We start from the raw sequence: 19,102 nt of genomic DNA on the forward strand, positions 1-19,102 counted from the left end.
ATCTGCTGACCATGGATTCGGTGAGCATCGTCCGCGACGAGGCGACCTCGGGCACCCACTTCGTGGAGGATCTGCGTCTGGAGTGGGCGGTGCGATGCAGCGTCGGCCGGGTGCGCGAGACCAACGAGGACGCCGCACTGGCCATGCCGGGCAAGTACCTGCTCGCCGACGGCATGGGCGGACACGACAGCGGAGAACTCGCCAGTGAGGCAGCGCTGCTGACCCTCTCGGCGGCGACGAGTGCCGGCGAGCTGATCGAGACGCAGAAGGCCCTCATCGACCTCCTCGACGAGGCACAGGCCCGGATCTCCGACATCGAGACCTCCTCGGAGCGCCGCGCGGGAACCACGACGACCGGTGCGGTGCTGGTCACCGTCGAGGGCGAGCCGCACTGGCTGATCCTCAACATCGGCGACTCGCGCACCTACCGGTTCCAGCACGGCACCCTGCAGCAGCTGACCCGCGATCACTCGCAGGTCCAGGACTTCATCGACGCCGGGTTCCTCACCCCCGAGGACGCCCGCACCGATCCGCGCCGCAACGTGATCACCCGAGCGCTCGGCGCGGGCATGATCGAGCCCGTAGCCGACTACTTCAGCACCGTCGCGTTGCCGGGCGACATCCTGCTCATGTGCTCGGACGGTTTGACCGGAGAACTACCCGACGACGAGATCGCCCGCATCCTCGGTGACGCCGACGGTGTCGTCGACGCCGCGGATGAACTCGTCGACGCCGCACTGGAACTCGGCGCTCACGACAACGTGACCGTCATCGTCGTCGAGGTCCACGAATCGGTCCCGACCATCCGGATGCCCGCCGTGAACGGCGACGCGGACGGTGCTGAGGTCGAGGGTGCTGATGTCGAGGGTGCTGAAGCGGACGACGCGGGGGTCGACGGCACCGCCATCGACGGGGCGGCTGTCGGGGAGACAGGAACCCAAGACGCAGAAGCCCAGGACACAGAAGCCCAGGACGCAGGGGCCGAACAAGCCGAAGAAACGGTGGCCTCGGAAACAAGGGCCGACGGGACCGCAACCGACGGGGGCGACGCGGAGCCCACGCCGGAGAAGTGATCGGGGTCGGATGAATGATTCCTGAACCGGACCATCCGGCGGAGCATTCGGGGAGGACTCCGGTGCCCCCAGGGATGACCTACGTCGAATACTGCGGTGAGCGCTATCCGTTGATGGGCGACCGACGGTTCACCGTCGGGCGCGAAGCCGACCTCTCGGTCGACGACAACCCCTACCTTCATCGCCGATTCCTGGTGCTGCACAACGAAAACGGACTGTGGTGGCTCACCAACCTGGGTACCCACCTGTCGGCGAGCGTGTCGGCCGGCGACGTCGGGTTCTCGGCGACCCTCGGCCCGGGTGCGCGTATGCCGCTGGTCTTCGGCGAGACCACGATCGTGTTCACCGCGGGTCCGACCACCTACGAACTCAGTGTCTACGCGACGGCCCCACAGGTGCGCCCGGTGACCGAGCAGTCCTTCGCCGGGGGCCGGACCACTCAGGGCGTCCCGATGCTCACCGAGAGCCAGAAACTGCTCATCGTCGTGCTCGCGGAGGAGATCCTGCGCCGCGAGGGCACCGGGGCCAGCGCGATCCCGTCGTCGGCGAAGGCGGCCGCCCGGTTGGGGTGGCCGCTGACGAAGTTCAACCGCAAACTCGACAACGTCTGCGACAAGCTCGATCAACTCGGGGTCAGCGGGATGCGCGCCGGGGGCGGCAAGCTCGCCAGCAACCGCCGCGCCCGTCTGGTCGAGTACGCGGTCGCCTCCCGCATCGTCACCCGCGACGATCTCCCGCTGATCGACGCCGAAGCCGCGCGCAACGCCGCGAGCTGATGTCGGGGCCTGTTCCCCCTTCCTGGGGAACGACGCATGGGTAGTCGTGGCAACAACTCCTCACCGGCTCGAAATTACCCCTTCTGACCTGCGCTTATCCCATGGGTAGTTCTACCCATGGGCAGGGGAGTTCTCCCCATCGACCTCCTGTCGGATCGCTCATAACGTCTTCTGCATCGGGGCAACGGAGCCCAACGCATGACGCGAATCCAGGAGGACACCATGACCGCAGTCGTTTCCCACATCCCCGCCAATCAGCTCGCCCAGGCCGCTCGTCGCCGGGCCGAGGCCGACCGCCGGCGCACCGAGGCACTCGCGCGGCTCGCCGCCCGCCGGATGCCGCTGCCCGGTCAGCAGCCGATGCCGGCCAACCCGCTCATGCGACTGGTGCCCGAGGCGCCGCAGCCCGTCGAGGAAGCCGCCGCTCCCGAACTGCCGCGGCCGAGCCTGACCAACCGCGAGATCGAGGTGCTGCGCACCTGGCTGATGGTGGACTCGAAACCCGCTGTGGCCCAAGAACTCTTCATCTCCCTCGGCACCGTCAACACCCACCTGACGCGCATCCGCGCCAAGTACGCCGAGATCGGCCGCACCGCGCCGACCAAGGCGGCCCTCGTCGCGCGCGCCGTGCAGGACGGTCTGGTTCGTCTCGACGAGCTGTGACGCATCCGGGCATGCAGCGCCCGGGGCGCCACGCCGAGCCGTCTGCACAGGCCCTTTCGAGTGGCAACCGAACCCATACGGGATACTGGTCCGGTGGCAGAGATCGAGGACGTCCTCAGGGTCGAGCGCATCGAGACCGACATCTATCGGGGCGGGGCCTTCGAGAGTCAGCTCCAACGCACCTTCGGCGGACAGGTTGCCGGCCAGGCGCTGGTGTCGGCGACACGGACCGTCTCCGACGAGTTCTCGGTGCATTCGTTGCACGGGTACTTCCTGCGGCCCGGCAACCCCGACATTCCCGCGGTCTTCCTCGTCGACCGCATCCGTGACGGCCGTTCCTTCGTCACCCGTCGGGTGACCGGAATACAGAACGGCGAGGCCATCTTCACGATGTCGGCGTCGTTCCACGTCACCACCGACGAGGGCATCGAACACCAGGACCCGATTCCGCCCGCACCGGCGCCCGAGGATCTGCCCGACCGGCACGCCGAAGCGGGCGACGACGAGAAGGCGGTGTTCAAGGAGTGGGACAACTTCGACATCCGCATCGTCCCGGCGGACAAGCTGGTCACCTCACCGTTCTTCGTCGCCCAGCAACGGGTGTGGTTTCGCTACCGCAAACCGCTGCCGGATGATCAGACGATCCACGTGTGCACGTTGGCTTACATGAGCGACATGACCCTGCTCGGGTCGTCGAAGGTGCCCCATCCCGGCGTCGAACCCCAATCGGCGTCCCTCGACCACGCGATGTGGTTCATGCGGAGCTTCCGCGCCGACGAATGGCTGCTCTACGACCAGACCTCGCCGTCGGCCGGTGCCGGGCGCGCCCTGACGCAGGGCCGCATCTTCGACCGGGCCGGACGGATGGTCGCCGCAGTGACCCAGGAGGGTCTGAGCCGGACCGGACGCGTGATGCCCGCCGATCAGCACGCCCGGCAACAGCGGTGAGCGGCACCCGACCTCGGATCGGGGTGCTGGCACTCCAAGGTGATGTCCGCGAGCACCTCGCCGCCCTGACCGGTGCCGGTGCGCACGCGTCCGCGGTCCGCCGCCCGACCGAACTCGACCGGGTCGACGGGTTGGTGATCCCCGGTGGCGAGTCGACCACGATGAGCAAACTCCTCGGGATCTTCGAGTTGTTCGAACCGCTGCGCGAGCGGCTCGCCGAGGGCATGCCCGCCTACGGTTCATGCGCCGGGATGATCCTGCTCGCCTCCCGCATCCTCGACACGCGACCCGACGCCCGGCATCTCGATGCGCTGGATATCACGGTGCGCCGCAATGCTTTCGGGCGTCAGGTGGAGTCCTTCGAGACCGATCTCGACGTCGAGCACATCACCGACGACGGGCCGTCGATGCGTGCGGTGTTCATCCGCGCGCCCTGGGTGGAGAAGGTCGGGGCCGACGTGGAAGTGCTCGCCCGGGTGCCCGGTGGTCCGGCCGCCGAGCGGATCGTCGCGGTGCGGCAGGGCAACGTGCTGGCCACCTCGTTCCACCCCGAGGTGACCGGTGATCGGCGGGTGCACGCGCACTTCGTCGACATGGTGCGCCATTGACGCCGGTGGCGCGTCGGTAGAATCGATCTCCGACGTGTTCGACAGGTAGTGACGTGTTCCACAGAAGTCTTGCCCGGATCACCCCGTCAGGGGCTCCTCCGGTGCACGGGAAGGATCGGAAGAGCGTATGAGCGGCCATTCAAAATGGGCGACCACCAAGCACAAGAAGGCCGTCATCGATGCCAAGCGCGGCAAGATGTTCGCCAAGCTGATCAAGAACATCGAGGTCGCCGCGCGCACCGGTGGCGGTGACCCCGCCGGTAACCCGACTCTCTACGACGCGATCCAGAAGGCCAAGAAGTCGTCGGTGCCCAACGACAACATCGAGCGGGCCCGCAAACGGGGCGGCGGCGAAGAGGCCGGTGGCGCCGACTGGCAGACCATCACCTACGAGGGCTACGGCCCCAACGGTGTTGCGATCCTGATCGAGTGCCTCACCGACAACCGCAATCGCGCCGCCGGCGAGGTGCGGACCGCGATGACCCGTAACGGCGGCAACATGGCCGATCCCGGGTCGGTGGCCTACCTGTTCACCCGCAAGGGTGTGGTGACGCTGGAGAAGAACGGTCAGAGTGAGGACGACATCCTGATGGCCGTACTCGACGCCGGCGCCGAGGAGGTCAACGACCTCGGCGAGACGTTCGAGGTGGTCAGCGAGCCGACCGATCTCGTCGCGGTGCGTACCGCCCTGCAGGAGGCCGGCATCGACTACGAATCGGCCGAGGCCGACTTCCGTGCGTCGGTGGAGGTGCCCGTCGACGCCGAGGGGGCGCGCAAGGTGTTCAAGCTGATCGACGCGCTCGAGGACTCCGACGACGTCCAGAACGTGTACAGCAATGTCGACGTCAGCGACGAGGTGCTCGCCGAACTCGACAGCTGAGCCCCCGACACCGCAGCCGGCATCGGTTCAGCTGTGTCAACCGCTCAGCCCTCAACCCCGCAGCGCCGGCCGGTCCGGATGGTCGTAGCGGACCTCGACGTCGGGGTCGGGTGCGTCGCGTTGATGGTCGAGCAACGGGTCGATCGTCCACTGCCGGTCGGACGGCGTCCTGCGTAACAGTGCCGCGCGACTCATCCGCAGCGCGATCGTCAGGTCCAGGTCGAGGTCGTCGCGCACTACCATCTCACCGGCGATCAGAGTGATCTGGCCGGAGGCGGCATCGAGTCGTTGATCGCGAAATGACCTGTCGGAGAGTTCATCCCAGAGCCGCGGCAACCATCGTCGGTGGTCGCGGATACCGTCGAGTACCTCCCGGCGCAGCGCCGCGAAGTCGTACCACGAGGTGGTGAACGCCTCGGGGTCGTGCGGTCCCCATTCGAGCCGCAGCGAGGCCGGGCGGACGTAGTCGCCGACCCGGACGACCTCCGCCGCACGTCCGCGGGAGCGCAGCACCTCGATGACCCGCAGCGCCAACAGGTCCGGCCGGGCCGCCACCGCACCGTCGATCCCGACCACCGGTTGACCGGGCAGGGCCGCGCACCTCTCGGCGCACGTGACGACCAGGCCCTCGGGGTCGATCGGGCGGTAGGCGGGCACGGCCGTATTCTCCACGGTTCGGCCGTGTTCGTTCGCCACGGGTTGCCGTGTCGATCCCACTCTCTGTCGGTCGGCGTCGCTAGAATCTCGAACAACTGTTCGTTGTCGGTGGAGGAGTGTCGAGTGCGGGTGATGGGCGTCGACCCGGGGCTGACCCGGTGCGGGATCGCGCTGGTCGAGTCGGGGAGTGGTCGCAGTGTGACCGCCCTCGACGTCGATGTGGTCCGCACACCCACCGACATGGAACTCGCCCAACGCCTGCTCGCGGTGTACACCGCGGCCAGCCACTGGCTCGACATCCACCAGCCCGATGTGGTGGCGATCGAGCGTGTCTTCGCCCAGAACCAGGTGTCGACGGCGATGGGCACCGCGCAGGCCGGCGGGGTCATCGCGCTGGCCGCAGGTCAACGCGACGTGCCGGTGCGTTTTCACACCCCATCGGAGGTGAAAGCCGCGGTCACCGGCAGCGGCCGCGCCGACAAGGCGCAGGTCACCGCCATGGTGACCCGTATCCTCGGAATGCAGACCAAACCCCGCCCGGCCGATGCCGCCGACGCCCTCGCGCTCGCGATCTGCCATTGCTGGCGGGGACCGATGATCGAACGGATGGCACAGGCACAGCAGCGCGCCGAACAGATGGCCCGGGTACACCGGCAACGGGTCGCCGCGGCGCGCGCGGCGACGGTGCCGGCCGGGCGGAAGGGGACGAGCTCATGATCGCGTCGGTACGCGGACCGGTGGTCGAGGTCGCCCTCGATCACGTCGTCATCGACTGCGCGGGGGTGGGTTATCGGGTGCTGGCGACCCCCGACACGCTCTCGCGAATGCGACGGGGCGACGAGATGACGCTGCTGACCTCGATGATCGTCCGCGAGGACTCGATGACGCTGTACGGGTTCACCGAACCCGACGCCCGCGCGCTGTTCGCCCTGCTGCAGACGGTCACCGGTGTCGGGCCACGTCTGGCGATGGCGACGCTGGCGGTACTCGAGCCCGATGCGTTGCGGCGGGCGCTGGCGGATTCCGACGTGAAGGCGCTGACGAGCGTGCCGGGTATCGGGAAGCGGGTCGCCGAGCGGCTCGTCGTCGAACTGCGTGACAAGGTCGACCGACCGGTCGCCGACGCCGCCGGCGGTGCGGGAGCGCGGCCGGTCGGGGTGGCCGGTCAGGTCGCCGAGGCGCTCGTCGGACTCGGCTTCACCGCGGCGCCGGCGGAGAAGGCGGTCGCCGCGGTGCTCGCCGAGCAACCGGATGCGGACGCGTCGATGGCGCTGCGCCGGTCGCTGGCCCTGCTCGGGAAGTCCGCATGAACCCCGACGACCGCCTCGCCGACGACCGCCTCGCCGACGACCGCCTCGCCGACGACCGCATCACCGACGATGGACTCGAGGAGGAGCGGGAGGTCAGTGCGACCCCGGTGCGCTCCGACGGTGACTTCGACGCCGGGCTGCGTCCGCGATCGCTCGCCGAGTTCATCGGCCAACCGCGGGTGTGTGAACAGCTCGAGCTGGTGCTGCACGGCGCGAAGAAACGTGGCAGCACTCCCGACCACATCCTGCTGTCGGGGCCACCCGGTCTGGGCAAGACGTCGCTGGCGATGATCATCGCCGGGGAGATGGGTGCGGCCATCCGGGTCACCTCCGGGCCCGCTCTCGAACGCGCCGGGGACCTCGCGGCGATGCTGTCCAACCTGGTCGAGGGTGACGTGCTGTTCATCGACGAGATCCATCGGATCGCCCGGCCCGCCGAGGAGATGCTGTATCTGGCGATGGAGGATTTCCGGGTCGACGTGGTCGTCGGCAAGGGACCCGGCGCGACCTCGATTCCGCTCGACGTGGCACCGTTCACCCTGGTCGGGGCCACCACCCGATCCGGATCGCTGACCGGCCCGCTGCGTGACCGCTTCGGGTTCACCGCACACATGGAGTTCTACGAGACGGGCGAGCTGGTCCGGGTGCTGCGCCGATCGGCGGGGATCCTGGGCATCGACCTGCAGGCCGACGCCGCCTCGGAGATCGCGAGCCGCTCCCGGGGCACGCCCCGCATCGCCAACCGGTTGTTGCGGCGCGTTCGTGACTACGCCGAGGTCCGCGGGGACGGGGTGATCACCGTCGACATCTCACGTGCGGCGCTGGCCGTCTACGACGTCGACGAACTGGGGTTCGACCGCCTCGACCGCGCCGTCCTGGATGCATTAGTCCGGGCATTCGGTGGCGGGCCGGTCGGGGTGTCGACACTGGCGGTGGCCGTCGGCGAGGAACCGGCGACCGTCGAGGAGGTGTGCGAACCGTTCCTGGTGCGCGCCGGGATGGTCGCACGCACACCGAGAGGACGCGTGGCGACCGCAGCGGCGTGGCACCACCTCGGACTCACACCGCCCGCCGGTGCACTCAACGCGACCTTCGGGGTCCGCCCGCGCGAGATGGGCAGCCCGTCGCTGTTCGACGACATCTGAGCGCCCACGGCGAGGAAGGTCCGACCCTCTCATCGCGCCATTGCGGCATATATGCGACAAAGCCGACATTCTCGGCGTTGGGAGCGACTTGCCCCGCATGGCACACTGGAGGGAGTGCGTGCGCTCGGCGCCGACGTCACCGGTGGTCATCATCATCACCCCGGGGCGACGGGTCGCGGGCGCGTGACTTCGCCGGAGCCCCTCACCGGCGACCCGCCGAGCGTGGCATCAGCGCCGCGCCGCGGGTGACGATCTCGATACGACAAGGACGACGACACCTCGATGGAATCTCTGTTTCTCCCACTTCTGCTGGTCCTGATGGTCGGCTTCATGTTCTTCTCGGTGCGCAAGCAGAAGAAGCGTGCCGCCGAGACGCAGGAAATGCAGAACTCCGTCCAGACCGGTACCCGCATCCAGCTGTCGAGCGGACTTTTCGGCACCGTGATCGACGCGACCTCGTCGGAGTACATCGACGTCGAGATCGCGACCGGCCTGGTCACCCGATGGAACCGGCTAGCCGTCATGCGCGTGATACCCACCGACGAGGCCGCCGCGACCTACCCCGGCTACACCCCGCCGTTCGCCGCGGCCGACGCCGAGGCGATCGACGAGGCGCCCGAGACGATCACCCCCACCGACGTCACCACCGATCGGCCGAACCTCGACAAGTCCGGCGGCGACACGTCCGCCGACTCGGACAAGTAGGAACACCCGACACCGACCGCAGGCCGCTTGACCGACCCGTCGGGCCCACCGGGGGGAGGGCTGTCGCCCGTGACGCCGGGCCGTCGGGGGCGGTGGCGTGCCGTTCTGCGCGGGCGGGGCAGTAGAGTGGCCACTCGATCGCGCGATCGAGGCCCTCGGGCTGTTCGCGCCGCGTAGTCCGCGTCGACGAGTGTGCCCAGGTGCGCCGGTCGACGCTCATCAAAGGAGATCGAGTACGTGAGTTTTTCGCGTGGGGCCGAATCGAAGGGAGCCGCCGCCGATTCGACCGGGACGGCGGGTCCCGGCGGTCGGAAGGCGCCGGGCCAATCGACCCGATCGCGGTCGGCGGGGGGATCGAAGAAGGGCACCCGGCGCCGTCCGCCGGGCCGCTCGTCGTCGATCGAGATCCCGCCGTGGCAGCCGCTGACGGCGTTCGTCGCGCTCCTCGCCCTCGTCTATCTCCTCGTCTTCCTCACCGGTGGCGGCTCGCCCGAACCGAAGCTGGGCATCGACCTGCAGGGCGGGACCCGCGTGACGCTGACCGCCCGCACCGACAACGGCCAGGCGCCGACCCGCGACCAGTTGAACCAGGCGAAGCAGATCATCGAGCAGCGCGTCAACGGGCTCGGCGTGAGCGGCTCGGAGGTCGTGGTCAGCGGGAACAACCTGGTCATCACCGTGCCCGGCCAGGACGGCTCCCAGGCGAAATCGCTGGGTCAGACCGCCCGGCTGTACGTGCGTCCGGTCGAGACCTCGGCACCGGCGACGCCGCAGCCGCCCAACACCACGCGCACCCAGGACTCCAACGAACTCCCCGCCGACCAGGTGGCCGCGCAGATCGCCCAGGAGAAGAAGAACCGGCAGGCTCCCGCCGGCGCCAACACCCAGGCGCTGCAGGGCTACATGTCGAAGATGAACTGCGCCAACGGCGCCAACGACCCACTGCTGGGCAACGACGACCCGAAGGAATACCTGGTCGCCTGCTCCACCGACGGCAAGACCGTGTACCTGCTCGGGCCGGAGATCATCGATGGGCGGGATGTGAAATCGGCCAGTGCGGGCACCGACCCACAGACCGGTGAGTGGATCGTCAGCCTCGAATACAAGGGCGCCGCCGCGACGACCTGGCCGGAGTACACCGCCAACAACATCGGCAAGCAGACCGCGTTCACCCTCGACACCCGCGTGGTGTCGGCGCCGGTGATCAACCAGGCGATCAGCGGGGCCACCCAGATCACCGGCTCGCCGTTCACCGAAGCCGAGGCCACCGATCTCGCCAACGTGCTCAAGTACGGTTCACTGCCGTTGTCGTTCTCCACCTCCGACGCCGAAACCGTCTCGGCCACACTGGGTCTGTCCTCGTTGCGGGCCGGCCTCCTGGCCGGTGCGATCGGGTTGATCGCGGTGCTGATCTACGCGCTGGCCTATTACCGCATGCTCGGCTTCCTCACCGTGGCGTCGTTGCTGCTGTCGCTGGTGATGGTCTACGGCATCATCGTGCTGCTCGGTCGCTGGATCGGGTTCACCCTGGATCTGGCCGGTATCGCCGGTCTGATCATCGGTATCGGTATGACCGCAGACTCCTTCGTCGTGTACTTCGAACGCATCAAGGACGAGATGCGTGAGGGACGAAGTTTCCGGTCCGCGGTCCCGCGCGGCTGGGCGAGCGCGCGACGCACGATCTGGTCGGGTAACGCCGTCAGCTTCCTGGCCGCGGCGGTCATCTACATTCTCGCCGTCGGCGAGGTGCGCGGATTTGCCTTCACCCTCGGCCTGACCACCATCCTCGACATCGTGGTCGTGTTCCTGGTCACCCACCCGCTCGTCGTGCTCGCCAGCCGCTCGGAGTTCCTGTCGCGACCGCGGGTCAACGGACTCGGTGCGGTCAGCGAGGTAGCGCGAGCGCGCAGAACCTCACGGGCCGAACGGGTGTCGAACCTCAGTCCGTCCAAGACGCCGGCAGGCGCGGCACCGGCAGGCGCGGCCTCGACATCAACCGACTCGACCCCCTCTGGTCCGACGAAGGGATCGGCGAAATGACCGGCAGCAATCGGACCACCGGCGCACCGACCGGCAGCACGACGACGGGCGAGGAGTCGGGTACCGCGACCGCGACGGCGGTGACGATCGCCGGCAGTGATGCCGACTTCCACGCCGACACCTCCCGGTCGTTCCTCTCGCGCCTCTATACCGGCACCGGCGCCTTCGAGGTCATCGGCAAACGCCGTATGTGGTACCTCGTGACCGCGCTGATCCTCGCGGTCGGCATCATCTCGATCGGCGTGCGCCAGTTCACCTTCGGTATCGATTTCGAGGGCGGCACGCAGATCTCGATCCCGGTGTCGCAGGGCATCACCAGCCAGTCCGTCGAGGACATCGTCGGCAAGGCGCTCGGCAGTGCCCCGGATTCGGTACAGACCGCCGGATCGGGGTCGAGCGAAACCGTGCAGGTGCGCACCGACGCGCTCAGTGCCGAGCAGGCACGCGCAGTAACCGTCGCCCTCACCGACGCGTATGCGCCGACACTCAAGGCCGCCGACGTCAGCATCTCCGAGGTGAGTTCCACGTGGGGACGTGAGATCACCGAGAAGATGTTGCTCGCCCTCGCCGTGTTCCTGGTGATCGTCTTCGTGTACATCGCGGTGCGCTTCGACCGGGAGATGTCGATCGCCGCGCTGGCGACCCTGTTCTTCGACATCATCTGCACGGCCGGGGTGTATTCGCTGGTCGGTTTCGAGGTCACCCCGGTCACCGTCATCGGTTTGCTGACCATCCTCGGTTTCTCGCTCTACGACACCGTCGTCGTGTTCGACAAGGTCTCGGAGAACACCCGTTCGGTACTACAGACGACGCGTCGCACCTACGCCGAGCAGGCCAACCTCGCGGTGAACCAGACCCTGATGCGCTCGATCAACACCACGATCATCTCGGTGCTGCCGATCATCGCGCTGATGGTCATCGCCGTGTGGCTGCTCGGGGTTGGCACGTTGAAGGATCTGGCGCTGATCCAGCTCGTCGGCGTCGTGGTCGGCACCTACTCGTCGATCTTCCTCGCGACCCCGCTGCTGGTGACGCTCAAGGAACGGCGTCGTGAGATCGCCCGCCACACCGCCCGCGTACTGGATCGACGCGCGGCCATCGCCGCCGGGCAGGACCCGGACGCCGGCAGCACACCGCCGCGTCGCCGTCCGTCCCGGGCGTCGACCGGTCGGGGAGCCGCCGAGGACGACACCCCGACGGCACCGAGCGGGAAACGGCGTCGCGCGCGATAGTCTCGGCAGTCGTGGCATCCAGAGGTCGGCAATCCAGGTGTTGGCATGGCACGACCACACCGGTGATGAGGTCCGCAGTCCTGGTGGTGATCCTGGTGGTGGGTGCCGGGCTGATCGCCGGTTGCTCCCGGGACGATGCGCCTCCGACGATCAACTACGTCGTCGACGCCGACATCCGCAGCTACAACGCGAACACCGAGAACGGCAACGCCGACGGCGTGCTGATGGCGTTCACGCGCGTGCTCCCCGGGTTCAGCTATCTCGGCGACGCCGGACAGGTCACCCCCGACCGTGATGTCGGTACGGTCATCCGTGAGCCCGGTACCCGGCTGTCCCTGAAGTACCAATTCAACCCGCGCGCAACGTATTCCGACGGCACGGCGATGGATTGCGACGACCTCGTGCTGGCCTGGGCGGCGATGAGCGGGCGATTCGGCCAGTTCACCCCGGCGACCACCGCGGGCTATCGCGACATCGACTCCGTCGACTGCGCGCCCGGAGACAAGACGGCAACCGTCACCTTCGCCGCCGGACGCGACCCCTCCGACTGGGCCTCGCTGTTCGGCGCGGGCACGCTGCTGCCGGCGCAGGTGGTGGCCCGCGCTGCCGGGGTCCCCGACGTGTCCGACCCGATCCGCACCGGCAACCGCGCCGCGATCGCGCGCATCGCCACGGCGTGGAACACCGGCTTCGACCTCGCCCCGGGAGACCTTGACCCCGCGCGCTTCCCGTCTGCCGGACCGTACAAGATCGCGAGCTACTCGACATCCGGCGGAGTGGTGCTGGTGGCCAACGACAAGTGGTGGGGTGATCCGCCGGCCACCTCACGGATCGCGATCTTCGGCCGCAGCAGCGACGCCGCCGGACGTATCGCCGACGGCGACTACGACGTCGCCGACGTCACCGCGGGTCTCGTCGCCGGCGCCGACGAGATGCGGTCGGGCGCCACGTCGGCCGCGGCCACCGCCGGTGCCGGACTACGGGTCGGGGCGCCCGGTCAGGCGCTCGGCGTCGAGGGGCTCGTGCTGTCCGGGCGCGGGGTGTTCGCCGACGCCCGGGTGCGACGGGCCTTCGCCTCCTGTGTGCCACGCGATGCGCTCGCCCGGCAATTCGGATACGGGGCCCAGATGTGGAATATGCGGGTACTCGCGCCGGGCGACGAGTTGGCCGCATCGCTGAACGGCGAGTTCGGCACGCAATACGCACGTCCCGATCTCCCGCGCGCCCGTGACCTGCTGGCCCAGGCGGCCGATGATGCCGGGGGTCGACCGGCCAAGACGGTGCGTATCGGCTATGCCGCACCGACCGAGCGCTGGAAACAGATGGTCGCGGCCATCGCCACCGCGTGTGCCCCCGCAGGAATCACCGTCACCGATGTCGGTGCCGACACCCACGGGGTCGGAACACTCGGTTCCTCGGCCGACGCGCTGTTGGTGGCCAACGGCGCCGCCTTCGCCGCCGCGGGGGCCGCGGACGAGGCCCGCGATGCCTACCAACTGCGTGGAGACGACCCACTCGACCTGGCGAACTTCTCGAACCCGCAGGTCAATGACGCGATCGACGCGCTGGCGGTCACCGATCTCGAATCCGAGCGACTCGCGCTCGTCCGGACCATCGAGAACGCGGCGTGGGCTCAAGTGCCCTCGATCCCGCTGTTCGCCGCCCCCCGCGCGCATGGCTGGAAAGATCGGATCACCAACGTCGTCGCAGGTGCGGGGCGAAACGGAACGGGATGGAACATGGACCGATGGGTACGCAGCCAGTGAGCAAGGACAGTGATAGCCCGACCCCCGACGCCCCGACCCCCGACACCCCGACTGTCGACGCCCTGGCCCGGGCGCGAACCGCGATCGCCGAACACGGCCGCATGGTGGCCGATTTCCCGGCGCCGGGAATCGATTTCAAGGATCTGACGCCGGTGCTCGCCGACCCCGACGGGTTGTCGGCGATCGTGACCGCGCTGACCCATGGCTGCGGGTCGGTCGATCTGGTGGCGGGCATCGACGCCCGCGGCTTCCTGCTCGGTGGAGCCGTCGCGCGGGAACTGGGGGTCGGAATCCTCGCCGTCCGCAAGGGCGGGAAACTCCCGCCACCGGTGTACTCGATCGACTACGACCTCGAATACGGCAGTGCGCGACTGGAGATCCCGGCGAGCGGAATCGACATCACCGGATCGCGGGTACTGCTCGTCGACGACGTCCTTGCCACAGGCGGCACCGTGGTGGCGGCGGCCGAACTGCTCCGTCGCGCCGGCGCCGAGGTGATCGGGGTCGCGGTGATCATGGAGATCGCGGCGCTCGGCGGTCGGGCCCGCATCGCCGACGGATTCGCCGGCGTTCCGGTGCACGCGGTCACCTCCGACTGATCGACCGATGAGAATCGTTGGCGGGCATGGGTGTTGAGGAGTATAGACGCGAACTCGTCGCCTTGGGCGACGCGCCGGCGCGGTGGTTGGCCTATCTGGATGCGCACTCGGATCTGCCCGGGCCACGGGCGAACCTGACCTTGCTGGCCGCCTTCGTGGAGGAGGCGTCCGCCACGACGATCTGGCAGGCCGTCGATGACGCCGACGAATACCGGGCCACCTGCGGGGCCGCCGGGATCGGACGTCTGCTCCGTTCGGCCGAGGACCGCTCGAAAGGTCTTGTCCGGCTGCGCGAACTCGCCGCCGACGAGCGGTGGCGGCTACGGGAGGGCGTGGCCATGGCGCTGCAACGGTGGGGTGACGACGATCCCGACTCGATGGCCGCGGTGGCACGGGAGTGGGCGGACGGACCCTGCCCCCTGCTCGCCCGCGCCGCGGTCGCCGCGATCTGCGAACCGAGGCTGCTGCGGACCCCCGAGATGGCCGCCCACGCGATCGACGTGTGCGAACGGGCCACCGACGTATTGCGTGCCGTCCCCGACGCACGCCGGCGCGCACCGGACACCCGTACCTTGCGCAAGGGATTGGGATACGGGTGGAGCGTCGCGGTCGCCGCCGACCCGGACGCCGGATTGCCGGTGTTCGACGCGCTGTCACAGGATCCGGACCCCGACGTCGCCTGGGTGGTGCGCTCCAATCTCGGCAAGGCGCGGCTCAAGCGGATACGTGGCGATCGCTGAGCCGTGATGCCGCCACGGGCTGCCCGGCTCGTCACATTCCGGCCGGACCGCCGGTGCTCCCGAATGCGCGGATTAGACTTGCGACATGTGTGGTGGGACCGACCGGTGGTGTGAGGCAACGATCCGATGCGCCCGCCGCGTCCACCGCCGAAGCCGAGGGAGGGTCTGATGGCCGACGAGCCGAACACCGCGGGCCCGATCACCGACGCCGGACCCGCCGAGGTGGAGTCGGCATCGGTCGAGTCCGCAGTGACCAAGTCCGCAGTGGCAGAGTCCGCAGTGGCCGAGTCCGCAGCACCGGGCGACCTCAACGATGCGTTGCCACAACATTCGTCCGCGTCGCGGCGGGTGCGTGCCCGCCTCGCGCGCCGGATGACCGCGACCCGCAGCCCGGTTCGTCCGGTGCTCGAACCGCTGGTCACCCTGCACCGGGAGATCTACCCGAAAGCCGACGTCGCGTTGCTGCAACGCGCCTACGACGTCGCCGACGAACGTCATCAGGGGCAGAACCGCAAGTCCGGTGACCCCTACATCACCCATCCGCTCGCTGTGGCCACGATCCTCGCCGACCTCGGTATGGACACCATCACACTGGTCGCCGCGCTGTTGCACGACACCGTCGAGGACACCGGATACAGCCTCGAGCAACTGGAATCGGAGTTCGGGGCGGAGGTTGCCCACCTCGTCGACGGGGTGACCAAGCTCGACAAGGTGGCCCTCGGCAGCGCCGCGGAGGCCGAGACGATCCGCAAGATGATCATCGCGATGGCCCGTGACCCACGCGTGTTGGTGATCAAGGTCGCCGACCGGTTGCACAACATGCGCACGATGCGCTTCCTGCCCCCGGAGAAGCAGGCCCGCAAGGCGCGAGAGACGCTGGAAGTCATTGCGCCCCTTGCCCATCGGCTCGGTATGGCGACGGTCAAGTGGGAGCTCGAGGACCTCTCCTTCGCGATCCTGCACCCCAAACGGTACGAGGAGATCGTGCGGCTGGTCGCCGACCGCGCACCCTCACGCGACACCTATCTGGCGCGGGTGCGCGCCGACATCAACAACGCGCTGTCCTCGGCCCGGATCACCGCGACGGTCGAGGGCCGGCCCAAGCACTACTGGTCGATCTATCAGAAGATGATCGTCAAGGGCCGCGAATTCGACGACATCCATGATCTCGTCGGCATGCGCATCCTGTGTGACGAGGTGCGCGACTGTTACGCCGCGGTCGGCGTGGTGCACTCGCTGTGGCAGCCGATGGCGGGCCGGTTCAAAGACTACATCGCCCAGCCACGGTTCGGGGTCTACCAGTCCTTGCACACCACGGTGATCGGCCCCGAGGGCAAACCCCTCGAGGTGCAGATCCGCACCTACGACATGCACCGCACCGCCGAGTTCGGCATCGCCGCCCACTGGCGATACAAGGAGAGTGGCTACAAGGATCGCAAGGGTCGCAAATCCGATGTCGCCGAGGTCGACGACATGGCGTGGATGCGCCAACTCCTCGACTGGCAGCGAGAAGCCGCCGACCCGGGGGAGTTCCTGGAGTCGCTGCGCTACGACCTCGCGGTCAAGGAGATCTTCGTGTTCACCCCGAAGGGTGATGTGATCACGCTGCCCGCCGGGTCGACACCGGTCGATTTCGCTTACGCGGTGCACACCGAGGTCGGTCACCGCTGTATCGGCGCACGTGTCAACGGCCGGCTCGTCGCCCTCGAACGGACCCTCGAGAACGGTGAGGTCGTCGAGGTGTTCACCTCGAAGGCGCCCACGGCCGGGCCCAGCAAGGACTGGCAGAACTTCGTCGTCTCACCACGTGCGAAGGCCAAGATCCGGCAGTGGTTTGCCAAGGAGCGTCGCGAGGAGGCGCTCGAGCACGGCAAGGACGCCATCGCCAAGGAGGTCCGCCGCGGGGGACTGCCGCTGCAGCGATTGATGAGTGCGGACTCGATGGCCGCGGTCGCCAAGGAATTGCGGTACACCGATGTCAGCGCGCTCTACACCGCGGTCGGGGAGAACCACGTCTCGGCTCGGCATGTGGTGAACCGTCTCGTCGCCGCTCTCGGTGGCATCGACGAGGCCGCCGAGCAGATCGCCGAGCGCTCCACCCCGTCGACCATGCCCAGCCGTTCCCGTCAGGGCGGTGATGCCGGCGTGGTCGTCGAGGGCGTCGACAATGTGCTGATCAAGCTCGCCAAGTGCTGCACCCCGGTACCCGGTGACGAGATCATGGGCTTCGTGACCCGCGGTGGCGGGATCAGCGTGCACCGCACCGACTGCACCAACGCCACCGCCTTGCGCGATCAGTCCGAACGGATCATCGACGTCTCCTGGGCGCCGTCACCCGAATCGATCTTCCTCGTCGCCATCCAGGTCGAGGCGCTCGACCGTCACCGGCTGCTCTCCGACGTGACCAAGGTGCTCGCCGACGAACGGGTGAACATCCTCTCGGCATCGGTCACCACCAGCCGCGATCGCGTCGCGATCAGCAAATTCACCTTCGAGATGGGCGACCCGAAGCACCTCGGACACGTCTTGAACGTCGTCCGCAATGTCGAAGGCGTCTACGACGTGTACCGCGTCACCTCGGCTGCCTGAGAAGTCGGCGGCCTGATGGGTCTCGCCACGGCCGGGCCGTGGCGAGATCGGCGTCAGGAGACCTTGGCGGTCTCGATGGTGATAGGCAGCTTCGGTGAGCCGTCGTCGGCGGTGCGCTCGTACGCGCCGGTCGTCTGGTTGGGTCCGATGCCGGGGTTCACCCCACCGGCGAACACCTTGTCGATGACCTTCATACCGTCAGGTGCGACGGTGCCGACCACCGCGTAACTCGCTGGCAGGGTGCCGTCCTGGATGAGGATGAAGAATTGCGCCGACCCACCGGAATTCGCCTCACCCTGCTGGGCGCTACCGCTGTTGGCGATCGCGACGGTCCCGCGCGGGTAGGTGACGGCCTGCTGGCCGGTCATCGGGTTGGCCTGACCGGATGGCTTGAGATCGGTCGGCGGCTCGTCGGGGCTCGTCCAGCCGGGCTGGCCGAGACCGGTGCCGGTCGGGTCACCGCACTGCAGGACCTTCAGCGCCGCGGTCGTCATCCGATGGCACGGGCTGTTGTCGTAGTAGCCGTGATCGGCGAGCGAGATGACCGCGCCGGTGTTACACGGAGCACCGGTGCGATTGAGATCGACCGGCACGACACCCTGCGTGGTGGTCAGGGTGAGCGTGGACGTGCCGTCCTTGGCCTGCGTCTTGTCGGGCATCGGCGCGGTCTTCTGCTTGGACTCGCCGGCCTTCACCTTGTCGATCTGCTCCTGATAGAGCGCGCGCTGGGCGGGATCGGTGATCTCGGCGGGAACCGTCGTCGGGATCTGCTTGAAGTTGCTGTCCTTGGCGACGTAATCGCACGTCGTGTGCGAGGCGTTGAATCGATCGGTCTGGATCTTGTCGACGATGAAGTAGGTGGCGGTCGCCAGTACCGCGATGACCACCACACCCGAAACCGAACCGATGAGGACCTTGCGTTTGCGGGCAGCCGCGCGTTCGCGCTCCAGCCGTTCCTCGAGCTTGCGCTTGGCGGCCTCGCGTCGTTGCTCGTTGGTCAGCGCCCGGTCGGCCGTCGCCGGATCCGCGGGTCCGGCGCCCGCGGGATCGGAGGGATTCTTGCTCAGGTTCGGCCCCGTCGGACTCGAGGTGGCCGGGTCATCGTTGTCGGCATCGTTGTGGGCACCCGGCTTCTCGGGTTCCTTGTTGCTCGCCACGCTGTGACCCCTCCTCGGTGTGCGCTTGGTGTCGTATGCGCTCTGCTCGTCGTCCGACTCCCGCCGGACACCCCATGCAGTGTGCCAGTATCTCCTGTGAACTCGCCGCACCGGGTCGAGGACACAGCCGGGCGTGGCGACGCTCGCGCCGACAAAAGAGCTGGTACGCCGACCGCGGCCGAGGCCGCCGGATTTCCATGAGACACAATGGAGC

General features: G+C 68.3%; 17 protein-coding genes and 1 pseudogene. 16 read left to right on the forward strand and 2 right to left on the reverse strand.

What is annotated here, in order from left to right; translation table 11 throughout:
• Nucleotides 1-11: 11 nt before the first annotated feature.
• The 6 genes and pseudogenes from GOPIP_RS13345 to GOPIP_RS13370 form a co-directional block, all read left to right on the forward strand.
• A pseudogene (locus tag GOPIP_RS13345) lies at nucleotides 12-860 on the forward strand (PP2C family protein-serine/threonine phosphatase); the annotation flags it as partial.
• A gap of 227 nt (nucleotides 861-1,087) precedes the next feature.
• Nucleotides 1,088-1,849 carry an FHA domain-containing protein gene (locus GOPIP_RS13350; protein ID WP_373278842.1) on the forward strand — a complete coding sequence of 254 codons (762 nt, stop codon included), beginning with the start codon at nucleotides 1,088-1,090 and terminating at the stop codon, nucleotides 1,847-1,849.
• Nucleotides 1,850-2,047: 198 nt separating this feature from the next.
• Complete coding sequence (locus tag GOPIP_RS13355) at nucleotides 2,048-2,512, forward strand: helix-turn-helix transcriptional regulator (RefSeq protein ID WP_006370210.1); 465 nt, start codon at nucleotides 2,048-2,050, stop codon at nucleotides 2,510-2,512.
• 93 nt (nucleotides 2,513-2,605) lie between these two features.
• Entirely contained in the window at nucleotides 2,606-3,460 is an 855-nt protein-coding gene (locus tag GOPIP_RS13360; protein ID WP_006370211.1) for an acyl-CoA thioesterase, read from the forward strand.
• Nucleotides 3,457-4,068: a pyridoxal 5'-phosphate synthase glutaminase subunit PdxT gene (gene pdxT / locus GOPIP_RS13365; RefSeq protein ID WP_035727995.1), complete on the forward strand. Its 612-nt coding sequence runs from the start codon at nucleotides 3,457-3,459 to the stop codon at nucleotides 4,066-4,068. Before GOPIP_RS13360 ends, pdxT begins: the two co-directional genes overlap by 4 nt.
• 127 nt (nucleotides 4,069-4,195) lie before the next feature.
• Nucleotides 4,196-4,948, forward strand: a complete 753-nt coding sequence (locus tag GOPIP_RS13370) for a YebC/PmpR family DNA-binding transcriptional regulator (protein ID WP_006370213.1) — start codon at nucleotides 4,196-4,198, stop codon at nucleotides 4,946-4,948.
• Nucleotides 4,949-4,999: 51 nt separating this feature from the next.
• Here GOPIP_RS13370 and GOPIP_RS13375 read toward each other — a convergent pair whose 3' ends face one another.
• Nucleotides 5,000-5,620 (reverse strand): nucleoside/nucleotide kinase family protein, encoded by a 621-nt coding sequence (locus tag GOPIP_RS13375; protein WP_006370214.1) that lies wholly within the window; start codon nucleotides 5,618-5,620, stop codon nucleotides 5,000-5,002.
• Between the two features lie 108 nt (nucleotides 5,621-5,728).
• Between GOPIP_RS13375 and ruvC the strand changes: the two genes are divergently transcribed.
• From ruvC to GOPIP_RS13425, 10 genes are all read left to right on the forward strand, one after another.
• Nucleotides 5,729-6,322 (forward strand): crossover junction endodeoxyribonuclease RuvC, encoded by a 594-nt coding sequence (ruvC, locus tag GOPIP_RS13380; protein ID WP_006370215.1) that lies wholly within the window; start codon nucleotides 5,729-5,731, stop codon nucleotides 6,320-6,322.
• A complete protein-coding gene (ruvA, locus tag GOPIP_RS13385; protein ID WP_006370216.1) occupies nucleotides 6,319-6,915 on the forward strand; it encodes a Holliday junction branch migration protein RuvA in 597 nt (198 codons plus the stop codon). The genes ruvC and ruvA overlap by 4 nt, the downstream gene beginning before the upstream one ends.
• Nucleotides 6,912-8,060, forward strand: coding sequence for a Holliday junction branch migration DNA helicase RuvB (gene ruvB / locus GOPIP_RS13390; RefSeq protein WP_006370217.1), 1,149 nt, complete (start codon nucleotides 6,912-6,914; stop codon nucleotides 8,058-8,060). Before ruvA ends, ruvB begins: the two co-directional genes overlap by 4 nt.
• A gap of 282 nt (nucleotides 8,061-8,342) precedes the next feature.
• Nucleotides 8,343-8,765: a preprotein translocase subunit YajC gene (gene yajC, locus GOPIP_RS13395; RefSeq protein WP_006370218.1), complete on the forward strand. Its 423-nt coding sequence runs from the start codon at nucleotides 8,343-8,345 to the stop codon at nucleotides 8,763-8,765.
• Nucleotides 8,766-9,002: 237 nt separating this feature from the next.
• The gene (gene secD, locus GOPIP_RS13400) at nucleotides 9,003-10,805 is read left to right on the forward strand and encodes a protein translocase subunit SecD (protein ID WP_006370219.1); all 1,803 of its coding nucleotides are present in this window, start codon (nucleotides 9,003-9,005) and stop codon (nucleotides 10,803-10,805) included.
• Nucleotides 10,802-12,037 carry a protein translocase subunit SecF gene (gene secF / locus GOPIP_RS13405; RefSeq protein ID WP_006370220.1) on the forward strand — a complete coding sequence of 412 codons (1,236 nt, stop codon included), beginning with the start codon at nucleotides 10,802-10,804 and terminating at the stop codon, nucleotides 12,035-12,037. The genes secD and secF overlap by 4 nt, the downstream gene beginning before the upstream one ends.
• 65 nt (nucleotides 12,038-12,102) lie before the next feature.
• Entirely contained in the window at nucleotides 12,103-13,803 is a 1,701-nt protein-coding gene (locus GOPIP_RS13410; RefSeq protein ID WP_035727997.1) for an ABC transporter substrate-binding protein, read from the forward strand.
• Nucleotides 13,785-14,402, forward strand: coding sequence for an adenine phosphoribosyltransferase (locus tag GOPIP_RS13415; RefSeq protein ID WP_035728020.1), 618 nt, complete (start codon nucleotides 13,785-13,787; stop codon nucleotides 14,400-14,402). The genes GOPIP_RS13410 and GOPIP_RS13415 overlap by 19 nt, the downstream gene beginning before the upstream one ends.
• A 26-nt stretch (nucleotides 14,403-14,428) precedes the next feature.
• Nucleotides 14,429-15,142, forward strand: coding sequence for a hypothetical protein (locus GOPIP_RS13420; protein WP_035728000.1), 714 nt, complete (start codon nucleotides 14,429-14,431; stop codon nucleotides 15,140-15,142).
• Nucleotides 15,143-15,310: 168 nt separating this feature from the next.
• The gene (locus tag GOPIP_RS13425; RefSeq protein WP_006370224.1) at nucleotides 15,311-17,731 is read left to right on the forward strand and encodes a RelA/SpoT family protein; all 2,421 of its coding nucleotides are present in this window, start codon (nucleotides 15,311-15,313) and stop codon (nucleotides 17,729-17,731) included.
• Nucleotides 17,732-17,784: 53 nt separating this feature from the next.
• Here the strand turns inward: GOPIP_RS13425 and GOPIP_RS13430 are convergent, their stop codons facing one another.
• Nucleotides 17,785-18,888: a peptidylprolyl isomerase gene (locus GOPIP_RS13430; protein WP_006370225.1), complete on the reverse strand. Its 1,104-nt coding sequence runs from the start codon at nucleotides 18,886-18,888 to the stop codon at nucleotides 17,785-17,787.
• Nucleotides 18,889-19,102 lie beyond the last annotated feature (214 nt).

It is taken from the genome of Gordonia polyisoprenivorans NBRC 16320 = JCM 10675 (assembly GCF_000241325.1).
Classification (GTDB): domain Bacteria; phylum Actinomycetota; class Actinomycetes; order Mycobacteriales; family Mycobacteriaceae; genus Gordonia; species Gordonia polyisoprenivorans.